This window comes from Pyxidicoccus sp. M6 (assembly GCF_055568925.1).
Map to the genome: position 1 here is coordinate 64,587 of NZ_CM145714.1, position 14,282 is coordinate 78,868.

Annotated in this window: 9 protein-coding genes; 3 read left to right on the forward strand and 6 right to left on the reverse strand. The window is 68.3% G+C overall.

Annotated features, from left to right (window positions below):
• The first annotated feature begins 29 nt into the window (after nucleotides 1-29).
• The 3 genes from ACVTJA_RS00270 to ACVTJA_RS00280 are packed head-to-tail and all read left to right on the forward strand — an operon-like array spanning nucleotide 30 to nucleotide 4,895.
• Complete coding sequence (locus tag ACVTJA_RS00270) at nucleotides 30-1,241, forward strand: acetyl-CoA C-acetyltransferase (protein ID WP_465832740.1); 1,212 nt, start codon at nucleotides 30-32, stop codon at nucleotides 1,239-1,241.
• Nucleotides 1,242-1,278: 37 nt separating this feature from the next.
• Entirely contained in the window at nucleotides 1,279-3,456 is a 2,178-nt protein-coding gene (locus tag ACVTJA_RS00275; RefSeq protein ID WP_465832742.1) for a 3-hydroxyacyl-CoA dehydrogenase NAD-binding domain-containing protein, read from the forward strand.
• 29 nt (nucleotides 3,457-3,485) lie between these two features.
• Nucleotides 3,486-4,895, forward strand: a complete 1,410-nt coding sequence (locus ACVTJA_RS00280; protein ID WP_465832743.1) for an aldehyde dehydrogenase family protein — start codon at nucleotides 3,486-3,488, stop codon at nucleotides 4,893-4,895.
• A gap of 6 nt (nucleotides 4,896-4,901) precedes the next feature.
• Here the strand turns inward: ACVTJA_RS00280 and ACVTJA_RS00285 are convergent, their stop codons facing one another.
• The 6 genes from ACVTJA_RS00285 to ACVTJA_RS00310 all read right to left on the reverse strand — a co-directional run bounded on the left by ACVTJA_RS00285 (nucleotide 4,902) and on the right by ACVTJA_RS00310 (nucleotide 14,194).
• Nucleotides 4,902-5,960: a ComEC/Rec2 family competence protein gene (locus ACVTJA_RS00285; RefSeq protein WP_465832745.1), complete on the reverse strand. Its 1,059-nt coding sequence runs from the start codon at nucleotides 5,958-5,960 to the stop codon at nucleotides 4,902-4,904.
• Nucleotides 5,945-8,017 carry a hypothetical protein gene (locus ACVTJA_RS00290; protein WP_465832746.1) on the reverse strand — a complete coding sequence of 691 codons (2,073 nt, stop codon included), beginning with the start codon at nucleotides 8,015-8,017 and terminating at the stop codon, nucleotides 5,945-5,947. Before ACVTJA_RS00290 ends, ACVTJA_RS00285 begins: the two co-directional genes overlap by 16 nt.
• 265 nt (nucleotides 8,018-8,282) lie before the next feature.
• Nucleotides 8,283-10,250, reverse strand: a complete 1,968-nt coding sequence (gene roxA / locus ACVTJA_RS00295; RefSeq protein WP_465832748.1) for a rubber dioxygenase RoxA — start codon at nucleotides 10,248-10,250, stop codon at nucleotides 8,283-8,285.
• A 200-nt stretch (nucleotides 10,251-10,450) separates the two neighbouring features.
• Complete coding sequence (locus ACVTJA_RS00300) at nucleotides 10,451-11,224, reverse strand: SIR2 family NAD-dependent protein deacylase (protein WP_465832750.1); 774 nt, start codon at nucleotides 11,222-11,224, stop codon at nucleotides 10,451-10,453.
• Nucleotides 11,224-12,174 carry a hypothetical protein gene (locus tag ACVTJA_RS00305; protein WP_465832752.1) on the reverse strand — a complete coding sequence of 317 codons (951 nt, stop codon included), beginning with the start codon at nucleotides 12,172-12,174 and terminating at the stop codon, nucleotides 11,224-11,226. Before ACVTJA_RS00305 ends, ACVTJA_RS00300 begins: the two co-directional genes overlap by 1 nt.
• Before the next feature lie 562 nt (nucleotides 12,175-12,736).
• Entirely contained in the window at nucleotides 12,737-14,194 is a 1,458-nt protein-coding gene (locus tag ACVTJA_RS00310) for a tetratricopeptide repeat protein (RefSeq protein ID WP_465832754.1), read from the reverse strand.
• Nucleotides 14,195-14,282: the final 88 nt, after the last annotated feature.

Below are 14,282 nucleotides of genomic sequence, written 5' to 3' on the forward strand. Positions count from 1 at the left end.
CCCTTCAACCGTTTCCCAAGGAGGCTCATGTGAGCCAGGAAGCTTTCATCTTCGACGCCGTACGCACCCCTCGCGGCAAGGGCAAGAAGGGCGCGCTGCATGGCACCAAGCCCCTGTCCCTGCTCGTCGGTCTGGTGGATGCGCTGAAGAAGCGCCACCCGAACCTGGACCCGAAGGCCATCGACGACGTGGTGCTCGGCATCGTCTCGCCGGTGGGTGACCAGGGCGCGGATATTGCCCGCACGCTGGTGCTCGCGGCCGGCCTTCCCGAGACGGTGGGCGGCGTGCAGCTCAACCGCTTCTGTGCCTCGGGCCTGACGGCGGTGAACATGGCCGCACAGCAGGTGCGCTCGGGCTGGGAGCAGCTCGTCATCGCGGGCGGCGTGGAGAGCATGTCGCGCGTGCCCATGGGCTCGGACGGTGGTGCGTGGGCCATGGACCCCGCCACCAACTACGACACCTACTTCGTGCCGCAGGGCATCTCCGCGGACCTCATCGCGACGATTGAAGGCTTCACCCGCGAGGACGTGGACCGCTACGCGGCGCGCTCGCAGGAGCTGGCCGCCAAGGCGTGGGCCGGTGGCTACTTCAAGAAGTCCGTCGTCCCGGTGGTGGACCAGAACGGCCTCACCGTGCTGGACCGCGACGAGCACATGCGCCCGGACACCACGGTGGCCTCGCTCGGCAAGCTCCCCGCGTCCTTCGAAGGCATGGGCGAGATGGGCGGCTTCGACGCGGTGGCGCTGCAGAAGTACCACTTCGTGGAGCGCATCAACCACGTGCACACGCCCGGCAACTCGTCCGGCATCGTGGACGGCGCGGCGCTGGTGCTGGTGGGCTCGGAGAAGGTGGGCAAGCAGCTCGGCCTGACGCCGCGCGCGCGCATCGCCGCCACGGCCACGTCCGGCGCCGAGCCGACCATCATGCTCACCGGCCCGCTGCCGGCCACGAAGAAGCTGCTCGACATCGCCGGCCTGAAGCCGGAGGACATCGACCTCTTCGAGCTCAACGAGGCCTTCGCCTCCGTGGTTCTCAAGTACCAGAAGGACCTGCGCATCCCCGACGAGAAGCTCAACGTCAACGGCGGCGCCATCGCCATGGGCCACCCGCTGGGCGCCACCGGCGCGATGATTCTGGGCACCGTGGTGGACGAATTGGAGCGCCGCAAGGCCAGGCGCGCCGTCGTCACCCTCTGCGTCGGCGGCGGCATGGGCGTGGCCACCCTCGTCGAGCGCGTCTGATTCCCTTCCTTTCCAAGACACCCTTTCGAGCGAACCCATGAGCGAGCAGAACACCATCCGCTGGGACAAAGACGCCGACGGCATCGTCATCTTGACGCTGGATGACCCGAGCCAGAACGCGAACACGATGAACGCCGCCTACGTGAAGTCCATGCGCGCGGCGGTGGACCGGCTGGTCCAGGAGAAGAACAGCATCACCGGCGTCATCATCACCTCTGCGAAGAAGACCTTCTTCGCGGGTGGAGACTTGAACGACCTCATCCGCGTACAGAAGGAAGACGCGAAGCAGGTCTTCGAGCTGGGGCAGGAAATCAAGGCGCAGCTCCGCACGCTGGAGACGCTGGGCAAGCCCGTCGTCGCGGCCATCAACGGCGCGGCGCTGGGTGGCGGGCTCGAAATCGCGCTCGCGTGCCACCGCCGCATCGTCGCGGACGTGAAGGGCGCGCAGATTGGCCTGCCGGAAGTGACGCTGGGCCTCTTGCCCGGTGGCGGCGGCGTGGTGCGCACGGTGCGCATGCTCGGCATCGTGGACGCGCTGATGAAGGTGCTCGTCCAGGGCCAGCGCTACCGCCCGCAGGAGGCGAAGGAGATTGGCCTCGTGCACGAGGTGGTGGACTCGGTGGACGCGCTGCTCCCGGCCGCGAAGGCGTGGGTGAAGGCCAACCCGAGCGCGCAGCAGCCGTGGGACGTGAAGGGCTACAAGATTCCGGGCGGCACGCCGTCGAACCCGGGCCTCGCGGCGAACCTGCCTGCCTTCCCGGCGAACCTGCGCAAGCAGCTCAAGGGCGCCAACATGCCCGCGCCGCGCGCCATCATGGCCGTGGCCGTGGAGAGCACGCAGGTAGACGTGGACACCGCGTTCGCCATCGAGTCGCGCTACTTCGTCGAGCTCGCCACCGGCCAGGTCGCGAAGAACATGATTCAGGCGTTCTTCTTCGACATGCAGCACATCAACTCGGGCGGCGGCCGGCCCAAGGGCTACCCGCAGCACACGGCGAAGAAGGTGGGCATCCTCGGCGCCGGCATGATGGGCGCGGGCATCGCCTACGTCTGCGCCAAGGCCGGCATCGACGTGGTGCTCAAGGATGTGAGCGTCGAGTCCGCCGAGAAGGGCAAGCAGTACTCCGCCAAGCTGGTGCAGAAGGGCATCGAGAAGGGCAAGGTCACCAAGGAGAAGGGTGACGCGCTGCTGGCGCGCATCACTCCGACGGCCGACCCCAAGGCGCTCGCCGGCTGCGACCTCGTCATCGAGGCCGTCTTCGAGAGCGTGGAGCTGAAGCACAAGGTGTTCCAGGAGATTCAGGACGTCGTCGCTCCGGACGCGGTGCTGGCCTCCAACACGTCCACGCTGCCCATTACGCTGCTCGCCGAGGGCGTGAAGCGGACGCCGGACTTCGTGGGCATGCACTTCTTCTCGCCCGTGGACAAGATGCCGCTGCTGGAGCTCATCGCCGGGAAGAAGACGAGCGACGCGACGCTGGCGAAGGCCATCGACATCGCGGTGCAGATTGGGAAGACGCCCATCGTCGTCAACGACAGCCGCGGCTTCTTCACCAGCCGCGTCATCGGCACCTTCCTCAACGAGGCCATCGCCATGGTGGGCGAGGGCATCCACCCCGCGTCCATCGAGCAGGCCGGCCAGCAGGCGGGCTACCCCGCGGCGCCGCTGCAGCTCATGGACGAACTCACGTTGACGCTGCCCCGCAAGATTCGCGAGGAGACGAAGGCCGCCGTCCTGGCCTCGGGCCAGCAGTGGCCGGACCACGGCAGCTACGCCGTCGTGGACGCGATGATTGACAAGCACGGGCGCAAGGGTCGCTCCACCGGCGGCGGCTTCTACGATTACGTGGACGGCAAGCGCACGGGCCTGTGGTCGGGGCTCACGCAGCACTACACGAAGCCCGGCTACACCATTCCCTTCGAGGACATGAAGGAACGCATGCTCTTCGCCGAGGCCATCGACACGGTGCGCTGCTTCGACGAGGGCGTGCTGCGCTCCGCCGCGGATGCGAACGTGGGTTCCATCCTCGGCATCGGCTTCCCGGCGTGGACGGGCGGCGTGGTGCAGTACATCAACGGCTACGAGGGGCCCACCGGTAGGGGGCCTCGGGGCTTCGTCAACCGTGCTCGCCAGCTCGCGGAGCGCTACGGCAAGCACTTCCTGCCCCCCGTGTCGCTCGTCGAGAAGGCCGAGAAGGGTGAGTTCTTGAAGTAGTTCCTCCCGCACACAGAAGGAGATGTCCCATGGCTCGGAACCTCAGTCCCCTCGCTGCCGAGCCGTTGCCTTCGCTCGACGCGAGGGACCTTGTTGAAAAGCAGCGCGCGTACTTCGAGACGCGCGTCACGCTCCCGCTGGAGTGGCGGCGGGAGCAGTTGCGGGCACTCGAAAGGGTGGCTCGCAAGTACGAGGCGGAAATCCTCGCCGCGCTCAAGTCGGACCTGTCGAAGAGCGCGGAGGAGGCGTACCTCACCGAGGTCGGCAGCATCTACGGTGAGGTGAAGAACGCCCTCAAGAACGTGAAGGCGTGGATGAAGCCACGCCGGGGCTCGGCGCCCATCGTCATCCAACCCGCGCGGGCCTATCAGTACCTGGAGCCGCTGGGCGTGACGCTGGTCATCTCGCCGTGGAACTACCCCTACCAGCTCGCGATTGCGCCGCTCATCGGGGCGCTCGCCGCGGGCTGCACCGCCGTGCTGAAGCCCAGCGAGCTGTCCCCCGCGACGTCCAGCGTGCTCGCGCGGATGCTGGGCGAGGCGTTTCCGCCAGAGGTCGTCTCCGTCGTGGAGGGTGGCGTCGAGGCGAGCCAGGCGCTCCTCGCGGAGCGCTGGGACCTCATCTTCTTCACCGGTGGCACCCAGGTGGGCCGCGTCGTGGCCCAGGCCGCGGCGAAGCACCTCACGCCCACCGTCCTGGAGCTGGGAGGAAAGAGCCCCTGCATCGTGGACAAGAGCGCGGACCTGGAAGTCACCGCGCGGCGCATCGCCTGGGGCAAGTACGTCAACGCCGGGCAGACGTGCATCGCGCCGGACTACGTGCTCATCCCCTCCGAGCTGAAGGGCCGCTTCACCGAGTTGGTGGGCAAGGCCGTCAGGGACTTCTATGGCGCGGATGCGCGCGCGAGCAGCGACTACGGCCGCATCGTCAGCGCGCGTCACTTCGAGCGCGTCAGCGCGCTCGCGTCCCACGGCACCGTCGCCTTCGGTGGTGAGCGGGACGCGGCCAGCCGCTTCTTCGCGCCCACCGTCATCACGGATGCGCCCCTGGAAAGCCCGCTGATGCAGGAGGAAATCTTCGGCCCGCTGCTGCCGCTCGTGGACTGCCCGAGCGTCGAGGACGCCATCCGCTTCGTACGCTCCCGTCCGAAGCCGCTCGCGCTCTACAGCTTCGCGCGCGACGCCGCGGTGAACGAGCGCGTCCTCGCCGAGACTTCCAGCGGTGGAGCGGTCACCAACGACGTGTGCGTGCACTTCGCGGCGGAGGGGCTTCCGTTTGGAGGCGTGGGCGAGTCCGGCCTGGGCGGCTACCACGGCCAGGCGAGCTTCGACGCCTTCAGCCACAAGAAGAGCGTGGTGAAGCGACCCTTCGCGCTGGACATGAAGCTGCGCTATCCGCCGTACGTCGGGAAGCTCGGCCTGTTCAAGCGCCTCATGTGACGGGCGTCACATGACTTCGAATGCCTGGCGGCCTCGCCAGCGCCCGACGACCTGACCTGTGTCGTCGAACGCCAGGCACCAGACAGAATCCAGCGGGACCTTGGGCCCGGCACCGCGGATGTCGATGCCCCGGTCGAGGAGCGGGTCGCCCGTGGGAGCCGTTTTCGCTTCGGCATCGAGCTGTCGCAGCGTCACCACGGGAGAAGGAACCCACCCTTTCTGCTCACAGGAAGCAGGGGGCGCCGTGACGTGAACCGAGGGTTCTGCCGCGAGGAGCTGCGAGAGCCCTTCTCCGGCCTCGGTTCGCGGCAGCCCCGAATTCCGGTAGGGCGTCACACACCAGCCCCGGGCCGTTGGCCCCGTGGAGGAGAGCAACTGGGGATGGAGCGCGTGGGTGGATGCATGGTGTGGCACGACGCGGGCCTGACCGAAAATCACCTCCAGCACTGCGCTCAGGTGGTTGGCGTTCCTGGCAACCTGGGCTGAAGGAGGAGGCCCCAGCAAGCGGGCGATGTCCGCGTCCGTTGGGGCACGGCATGCGATGGAAGCGGGACTGGTCCCCGTGGAGATGGCTTCACCATCTCGCAAGGGCAGCAACTGCCGGCCCGTCTTGAACTCCCACTCCTTGATGGCCCTGGCCGCGGCCCGGACTGTCATCGCGACATTCCTGGCACTCGTGACCTGCGAAGGGGTTGATGCGAGCAAGGCGTCGATGGCCTCCACCAGGTGGTACTTCGGCGGTGGATTCCCGGTGGTGGCAATGGCTTCCGGGACGAGCACGTCAACCAACTCGGCGAAGCCGGAGGCGTGGTCTTGGTGGGGATGAGTCAGGACCATGGCATGGAGGGGGTCCACGCCGGTGGGGTTCCGGTACTGCTCGAAAAGAAGCTGCTGAGGGAGCTTTTCCTCGACCTTGCACGAGTCGACGAACACCCAGCCCGAGCCCGGCAGCGCGAGAGCCAATCCCTCGCCGACTCCGGGCCCGCAGACGAACAGGTGCAGCCAGCGCCGGTCCAGACTCGTTAGTGTCGCCAGAGGCTGGCTGGCCGTCAGGTGCGTGTCCATTGGCTCAGGTGCGGATCCGCTGGAGGGGCTTCCGAGGAGGCCCATGGAGGTAGCGGCACGCTCTGGGCAATGAGGCGGGCTTCACCACTCTCGTAGCGCGCAAAGATGAAGAACCCCGAGACTTCAGGCAGGGGCCCCCAGCCGCCGTACTGCTGCCACTCCTCGGCCGATAGACTGGTGCGGATGACCCGCCGCTTCTGGGGCTCCGGCGCGGGCACCGCGAGCACCAGGCTGACCTGGTCTGGGTCTGCATCCAGGATTCGCCCCGGAAACCAACCCTGAAGCGGAGAACCATCGGGGGCGACTGGAGAGACGGCATCGGGACGTCGCCACCGCTCGGAGACGGGAAGACCGGCGGGGTAGACCGACTCGCCGAGCGCCGCCGCCTCCTCCGCATCCTCGAGCCGCCAGGCCAGTTGGCGCAGACCTGCATCGCTGGCAATCACCCCGGCCGGAATCTCGTCGAAGGCCTTGCGTGCCCGAGAGACCTCGCCGCTGTCGAGCCAGGCACGAACCACCCATCGGTGGAAGCTCAAGGCCAGCCGCTCATCCTCATGGATTCGCACACGGTCGGGGTCCACCCGCTCCAGCGCGTTGGTCCATTCCTGCTCCGCGTCGCGATAACGCGCCTGGGAAATCAGGAAGGTCACCAGCCGACTGTTCCACCAGGGATTGTCATTCGCGAGCGTGACGGCCTGCCGGTACCCCCACTCGATGTTCTCGGGTTGCTCACCTGCACGGTCGAGGTTGTAGGCGTAGTAGTGGCAGGAGTAGTCGTCTTCCCCAAACTGCTTGATGCACTGCTCGTACAGTGCCGCGGCGCCCAGATGGTCCCGTTGCTCGATGCTGAGCGCCCGTGCCCGGTCCCAATAGAAGTCCCGGGCGGGCAACTCCTGGGCGCTCCACTGCACCGCGCCTGCTGGACCCGAGTGAGCCAGGTGGTGGACCTTCTCCAGCCACGGGACCACGGTCTCGGCCTGGAGTTGCAGAGGACTCGTGACGCCATCGAGGGAAAGGTAGTGCTTGGCCAGACGGTCATGGATGGTGGCGTCCACCATCGGTCTCGACGCGGGCCCGAGCAGCTGCCATCGCAAGGACTCCGGCATCCGCAGCGAAGTCCCGCCATAGGCAAGGCAGTCGGTGAGGAGCGGTGCGTGCTGCGGAGGCACTTCCGCCAGGGAAAGCGCAACCTGGGTAGGCAGAGGATAACGCGCCTGGGCGAAGCGAAGCACTCCTCGATGGAGCGGTGCGTTTTCAGGCTGTCTGAGCCGCAGCTCCAACCGAGCGAGCAGCCTCTCCAGGTTGAGCGTGTTGCCATACCCTGGCGTTGCGTCCTCGAGAGCGTCTTCAGGAGAATCGCCCAGCGCCACCAGCCCTACGAGGAGCCGAAGCTGAGGGGGCGTGAGGTTCAAGCCTTTGTTGAGTCGCGGCTGCAGAGCCTCTCGAACGCGAGTCGCTGCCTTCGCGTAGGGGCCCCAGCCCTGGATGTCGTCCAGGGCTCCCTTTCGCAGCTTCGCCCGGCCCAGCCGGATTCGTTGCGGCTCGAACTCGCCCAGGTCGAGCAGTTGGGCAAGGCCCCCGGTGCCGCCTCCCGTCAACAACACGACCCTGGGCCTGGGAACCGTCAGCAGGCCTCTCAATAGAGAAAGGCTTCGCTCACGAAACCGATCGCGATCTGGATCGCCTCCAAGCTGCCCCAGTCCCCAGGACTCCGGAAGGCGCACGAGTAGCAGGCGGTCGGATTTCGCCAGGGCCTGCCCGACTTCCCGAGCACGCTCGCGGAGGTTGCGCTTGTCGTCGAGCGCGGCCGCAATCACCTCCGGTCCCAATGGAGCAGCGGCCTGGAGCAGCGAGTGCAGCGCCGCGTCCGGGTGACCGAAGGACGGGGCCTCGACCACGATGGTCGCGGCAAACTCACTTGTCAGCGCATCCACGATGCGCGTACGGCCAGCACCGGCGGAGCCGCTAACCCAGATGAAAGGCTCGCCCTGCCGGACGCGCTGAATCACTCGCTCCGCGCTGGCATCAGGCTGGGTGTTGTCGATAAGGCGAAGCATGTGTCAGCGGACCACGCTAGCACGCTGCTCCCGGGGTCTCGGGGAGTTTGGAGCACCTGGACCTGCTCACAGAGGACGGGGAGCCAGGCGCATGACATTTCGCGGAGGTGACAGGGGCCAAGGTCAGCTCAGAGCGCATCCAGGAACGGTGCCCGCCGTACGGAGCGCCACGTCGCGCTCCCGCGGCTGCCCACTGCGGAAGAGGATGACGCCCAGGTTCCCGTGCCCTGGGCGTCATCCGGACGCCATCACCTGGCGTCCTGCCTCACAGCGTCTTCAGGTACTCGATGAGGGCCCAGCGCTCGGTGTCGGTGAGCGACTGGGTGAAGTCATGGCCTTCGTTGCCGAGCCCGTACAGGTGCGAATTGAAAATCATTCGCGAGCGAATCTGCTTCTGGGTGATGGGCGGGGGCGACTGGTAGGCGAGCGAGTTGTAGTTGGCGGCGAGGTTGGCGATGTTCGCGAAGATGATGTCGGGCGTCGCCATCTCCTGGCTGCACGGGATGAACGGGTCATTCGCCGGCGCGTCGCCGCAGGTCAGGGCCGTCACCTTCCAGCCGAGCTTCGCGAAGTCATACGACGCGAAGCTCGGGTCGTAGCCAGCATTGGTCCCCAGCACGTTGGTGGAGGTCTGCTGGCGCTTCCACACCTTGCGGCGGTCCGACGGCTTCAGCACCTCCCAGAGGGTGGGCACGCTGCCGTTGTGGAAGAAGGGCGCGGACGCCCACGCGCCATAGAGCGGCGGCGCGACGTAGCCGAACGGGTTGATCCACTCGTTGGGTCCCACGGGTGAGAAGACGGGGCCCATGCCATTGTCATACGCGGCGCGCGGCACGCGGCGCAGGGCGCTGGTGATGGGGTCGTCGTAGAAGGGGCCGTGGTCCGGGGCCTCGTCGTTGTAGCCGAGGAAGGACGTGTTCCAGGCCCTGCGCTTGCGCTCGTCCTCCATCAACCCCACGCGCGCCGGGTCCGTGCGGATGGTTTCAATGGGGGTGATGACACCGGCGATGCCCTTGAGCCGCGGGTCGGGCAGGTACGCCGGGTCCGCCGCGTGGCGCGGCGAGTAGACGCCATGGCAGCTCGCGCAGGAGCCATTGCCCGGCGTCTTCGGGATGTTGGCGTTGGCGCCGTTCGCCCAGAGGTCCCTCTCGTGGAAGAGGATGGCGCCCTGCTCGGCGAGCGCGGTGTTGACGGTCTTGGGGAAGGTGGGGGGCGAGAGCGAGAGGAAGAAGTTGTCGTTGTCGTCGAACTCGGCCGTCAAGGCGCGGCGCTTCGCCGCCGAGCGGCCCAGGTTGGCGATTCCGAAGGCCATCTCCGAGCGGACGTTGTCCGAGGTGAGCGCGCCGTCCCAGAACTGGCGCGTCTTGAACGCGCGGTACCACCAGTTGGGCGCGCGGGACATGCCGCCCGCGTGGGTGGGGAAGTACTCGAGCAGGCTCGGCACGAAGGCGAGCGAGTCCATGTCGAAGATGGCGGGCAGCAGGTCGACGATGCCGATGGCGTCGCTCGTGCCGCGGCCCACGCTCCAGGGAATGGGCGCGAGGAGCAGCGGTGTCTCCCAGACGGTGGCGCGGAAGAAGTCGGACTGGATGAGGCCGGCGTCAATCGCGTCGTTGCTGCGGCCCCACGCGAAGTACGCCTCCGACTCCGTCCCCAGCCGCGAGTCGTGGCAGCCCGAGCAGCCCGAGGAAATCTTGCCCGTCCAGCGCCCGTTGTCGTCCTTCTCCTGCATCATGCCCAGCGGGAGCTGGCCGCTGCCGCCGTTGGTGAGGTTGGGGTTCTCCCAGGGCAGCGGATAGGGATTGCGGAAGGGCGCCTTCGAGAGCCCGTAGCGCTTGATGACCTGCTCGTCGAAGTCGGAGGGGCGGATGAGGAAGCCCCAGAGCAGGTAGAGGTTGTAGTAGGAGGTCGAGTCGATGAAGGGTTGGAAGTAGGCGCGCGTCTCGATGTTCGAGCGGCCCCGGGCCACGCTCGCGCGGAACTCGCCACACGTCGTCGGGTTGGGCGCCAGCGTCGAGACGAACGGTGCCGGCGGAGTGTGCAGGTCCACCCAGTACGCGTTGAACTGCACCGCCGCCCCCGGCTTGTTGACGCCGGGCACGACGAGCGTGCGCGGGTCCACCGGCAATGGAGTCGAGTCCGGCTTCCCCTGACACGCCGCCGAGAACGGCGCGCGGATGGCCGTCGTGTCCAGCAACGGCAACGGGTCCGCGGCCGCCTGCGATGCGCCCATGGCGAGAGCCAGGGAGCTCGAAGCAGCCCATTTCCAAGTCCATCTCAGTCTCATGCGCGCAGCCCTCAATCGGTTATTGGCACAGTGCCAATAACGCAATACGTAGGCGCACGCGGCGTGTGGCCACAATACGCGTCGCGTCAATGCTGCTTCGTGGAGGGGGGCTGTCCGGCGGCGAACGGGTGGGCGCGAGCGCGCCCTCAGGAGCCTTCGCCGAGGAGGAACGGCAGCATTTCCTCTGCGCGTCCGAGCACTTCCAGGTCGAAGTCCGGGTGGCGGGGCTGCATGGGCGTGAGGTTGAGCAGCAGCGTCCAGGCTCCCGCGTACTTCGCTCCGCGGACGAAGTTCGAGGCGGGGGCGACGGTGCCGGACGTGCCCACCGCGAGGAAGAGGTCGCACTCGCGCAGGGCCTTCTTGGCGGCCCACTCCGCGTCCACGGGAAGCGGCTCATCGAACAGGGTGATGTCCGGCCGCAGGGGCTGTCCGCATCGCTCGCACGGCGGTGCCCGCACGTGCTCCGCGGAGTCTTCGAACGGGGGCAATGCACACTCCGGATTGCCGCAGCGGGTGTGGAGCAGCGAGCCGTGCAGCTCGACGACGTCGCGGCTGCCCGCGCGGGTGTGCAGCCCGTCCACGTTCTGGGTCACCAGCGTGAAGGAGTGTCCCGGAGGCATCCGGGACTGCCACCGCGCCAGCGCCAGGTGGGCGGCATTGGGAGCTGCGGCCTGGAGGGGCTTTCGCAGCGGACCGAACAGGCTCCAGACGCGAGACGGGTCCCTGGCCATCATGGCCGCGTCTGGAACCTCTTCCAGCTCCGGCCGGGTCCACAGCCCACCGGGGCCGCGGTAGGTGGGCAGCCCGGAGGCAACGGAGATGCCCGCGCCGGTGAGGACCACGACGTGGCGCCATGAAGTCGCCCCCAGTCGCTCGCGCACCCGCAGCAGCTCTTCCTCGCTCGTGAAGGAGTCCGCCATCAGCCGACCTCGAAGCGGGCGCCCTCGGTGGCGCGCGGTGCCCCGCGCGTGCCCTCTTCCAGCGCCTGCCGGAGCGCCTCGTCACGCACCCGAAGCCGCACGTGGGCGCCACCCTCCGTGAGTCCCAGGGCGGATACTCCAAAGGCCGCCCGGTCGAGGAGCCGTGGGCCCCAGTTCGAGAGGAACAGCGCGCCCGCCACGGCGACCCCGATACACACCAGCCGGAAGGCCTTGTCATGTTCCCCCAGGAGGAGGAGCCATGGCCCGAAGAGGAAATAGAGGAAGGCCAGGATGGGAACCGCCCAGGCGGCGAGGCCGAGCATCGTGCGACGCGACTTGCACGCGCGGCACACGGGCGCCTCGAAGTCCCGGACGAGGAAGAAGCCAATCAGCAGGAGCGTGAAGCCCCGGCGCGCCTCGAGCTCGATGACCGTGTCTGACGGACGCTGGCAGCCGATGCACTGCCCCTCTGGAAAGCGGAGGCTCATGAGGGGCAGGTCGAGCACGTCCGCTCGTGAGCTCCCGCGTCGCGGATGTGACGGGCTCGTGGGGAGCGAGGCGAGGAAGTCGGTGATGCTCGTCGCTTCCGGTCCCACCGCGGGGAGCAGGAACCACGCGCCGTCACGGAAGATGATGCGCTGCATACCGATGGGCCACAGCTCGAGGCGAGCGAAGTCCGACAGCGGGCGGCTCCAGCGCAGCCGTCCACGGCGGAAGAAGCGGATGTTCTCGAGGCCCACCTCGATGCGCCGAGCACCAACGAGGGCGATGAGCAGTGTGCAACCGAGGAGGCTGACCGCCATCACGTCGAGCAATTCGATGCCGATGCCGAGACCGCGTGAGACAGCCAGATACACGGCGGCCACGAAAGCGAACAGCATGAGCAGTGGCCAGCTCGTCACGTCCTCGTACACGGCGACGGCTGCTTCCGAGGGCTCCTGAGGCGACATGCCGGTCAGGATACCCACTTCAAAGTTGCTTCATCTCCGGATGTGGAAAAGCAACTCGATGGCATCCGTGGCCCATCCCTCAGGGGCTACGTCCAGCTCTATTGGATGCCCTGCTCGCGAGGCGCGCCGCCGGGTGCGGGCCACCCCATGCGACGCGTCAACCCGCCGGCCTGACGACGGGCACCCCAAGGGGCACGGACGCTACACGCAAAGTGCCTGCCCGTACCAGGGGTGAACCCGCATCGGCTGCGGGTTCGTCCAGGCATCCAGCCTGTCACGACACTCCCCGGAGAACCGACCCTGCGGGTGGACAGCCACCGCGCAGCCGATATGCTTCGGCCCGCGCAGGTGTTGGACACTGTGGTGGTATTCCACGGTGCCCACGCAGAGGCCGCCCGGGATGCACCCCCATTGGTTCCGGCGCTCGCGTGGAAGGAGTGCGGTTGCCCGGACGACCTTGGAGGTCCGGCGTGCGGCGGCTCCGTTGCATCGTGGGGGGCCTGCTCGGGCCCCGGGGGCATGAAGTATCCCGGGGCCCGAGAGTCCTCGTTTCCCTCTGACGCTACGGCTGCTTGCCCGACGCCTGCGCCGCCGGTGCTCCCGCGACGAAGGACATCAGGTAGGCGGGCTCGTCCTTCGTGTTCAGCTCCAGCAGCTCCTCCGTGAGCGAGTGCAGCGGCCAGCGCGACAGCTGCGTCTTGCGGAACGCCGAGACGGAGCTCTCCAGCGCCTCGATTTGCGACAGCGCCAGCTTCCGGCCCATCTCGTCGCCCATGTCCTGCGTGCCGGCGCGGACGAGCTGCAGGCCCGCCATGCGCTCCATCAGCGTCGGCTGCTCCACCATGCGCGCGCCGATGTCCCGGTTGATGCGCCCCAGCCGCTTCACTCCCTCGGGAGGCAGCTCGCCGCGCGTGCCCACGTTGCGCGTGCGCAGAATCCACGAGCCCCGGTCCACCACGCTGCGCGACACCGCGGCCATGGCCGTGGCGCCGGCGTCCGGTACTCCCGCGTCCTTCAGCAGCTTGTGCGCGCGCTGGTACAGCTCCGCGTACGAGTTCTCCCGCCACACCGGTAGCGCGGCCACCTTCTCCAGCGCGTCCACCTCCGCGGCGCTCATTGCCGAGCCCTGCTCCGTGTCACCCAACAGCAACAGCAACTGGAGCTGCATGGCGCGCGGGTGCGCCTTCGCCAGCTTCTCCAACTGCTGGCGGAACACCTTGCGGGCCTCGTCGAAGGAGGACTCGGGCAGCACGTTGCCGCGCAGCGCGTCCATCACCGCGTGGTAGAGGGCGGGGTCCTCCAGCTTCGGCACCTGGGCCAGCAGGAAGAGGGCCTGCTCGGTGTCCAGCCTCCGCGCGCCCAGCGCGAGCAGCAGCTTCACCTCGTCCGAGGTGGCGCGCGCCCACGTGGCCTTCTCCGCCTCCGCGATGGTCGGGTCCGGCGGCAGGGGCGTGGCGCCCGGCAGCAGGGTGCTCTTCTCGAAGTCGGGCCGGCCCAGGGACACCCAGGCCTCGCGGAAGGCCTGCTGCCACGAGGTGCCCGGTGCGCGCCGCAGCTCGCGCAGCCGATGCAGGAGCTGCGCTTCCTGGCTGCCCGGCGCGGCGTCCTCCATCTTCTGGAGCGCGGTGTCGGCCTCCGCGTCGTTCCCCGTCTCCAGCGCGAGGCACGCCTGGACGAGCAGCGCGGGCGCGTGGTCCGGCGCCTGGTTCAGCGCCTCGGCCAGCGCCGTGCGCGCCTTCTCCAACTCTCCCGTGGCGACGGCTCGCGCGGCGCGGTCCGTTGCGAGCAGGACGGGCATGGGGGCCCGGGGCTTCGCCGGCTTCGGGGCCTTCGCCTCGTGCTCGTGCCCATGGCCGTGTCCGTCCTCCGGCTTCGAGCTCGTGCCGGGACGGCCCTGCGTCAGCACGAAGGCCGCTCCAGCGAGCGCCACCACGAGGCCGCCGATGGCCCAGCGCAGGCCTCCACGGCGCCGGGGCGGGCCGGAGGGGGAAGAGGGCGGAGCAGGCGTCGGGTCCGTCATCGGGGGTTCGTCTCCAGAGGGTGGGGGAGGCGCATTCCAGCGTTCCGGGGGATTCAGGGCAAGCCGGGTCGCGTCGCGGGGGCTGTCG

Excerpts from the sequence above, each read along its gene's own strand:
- ACVTJA_RS00310 (WP_465832754.1), bottom strand. The coding sequence starts at position 14,194 with ATGACGGACCCGACGCCTGCTCCGCCCTCTTCCCCCTCCGGCCCGCCC.
- ACVTJA_RS00285 (WP_465832745.1), bottom strand. The coding sequence starts at position 5,960 with ATGGACACGCACCTGACGGCCAGCCAGCCTCTGGCGACACTAACGAGT.
- roxA (WP_465832748.1), bottom strand. The coding sequence starts at position 10,250 with ATGGGCGCATCGCAGGCGGCCGCGGACCCGTTGCCGTTGCTGGACACG.
- ACVTJA_RS00275 (WP_465832742.1), top strand. The coding sequence starts at position 1,279 with ATGAGCGAGCAGAACACCATCCGCTGGGACAAAGACGCCGACGGCATC.
- ACVTJA_RS00300 (WP_465832750.1), bottom strand. The coding sequence starts at position 11,224 with ATGGCGGACTCCTTCACGAGCGAGGAAGAGCTGCTGCGGGTGCGCGAG.
- ACVTJA_RS00280 (WP_465832743.1), top strand. The coding sequence starts at position 3,486 with ATGGCTCGGAACCTCAGTCCCCTCGCTGCCGAGCCGTTGCCTTCGCTC.
- ACVTJA_RS00305 (WP_465832752.1), bottom strand. The coding sequence starts at position 12,174 with ATGTCGCCTCAGGAGCCCTCGGAAGCAGCCGTCGCCGTGTACGAGGAC.
- ACVTJA_RS00290 (WP_465832746.1), bottom strand. The coding sequence starts at position 8,017 with ATGCTTCGCCTTATCGACAACACCCAGCCTGATGCCAGCGCGGAGCGA.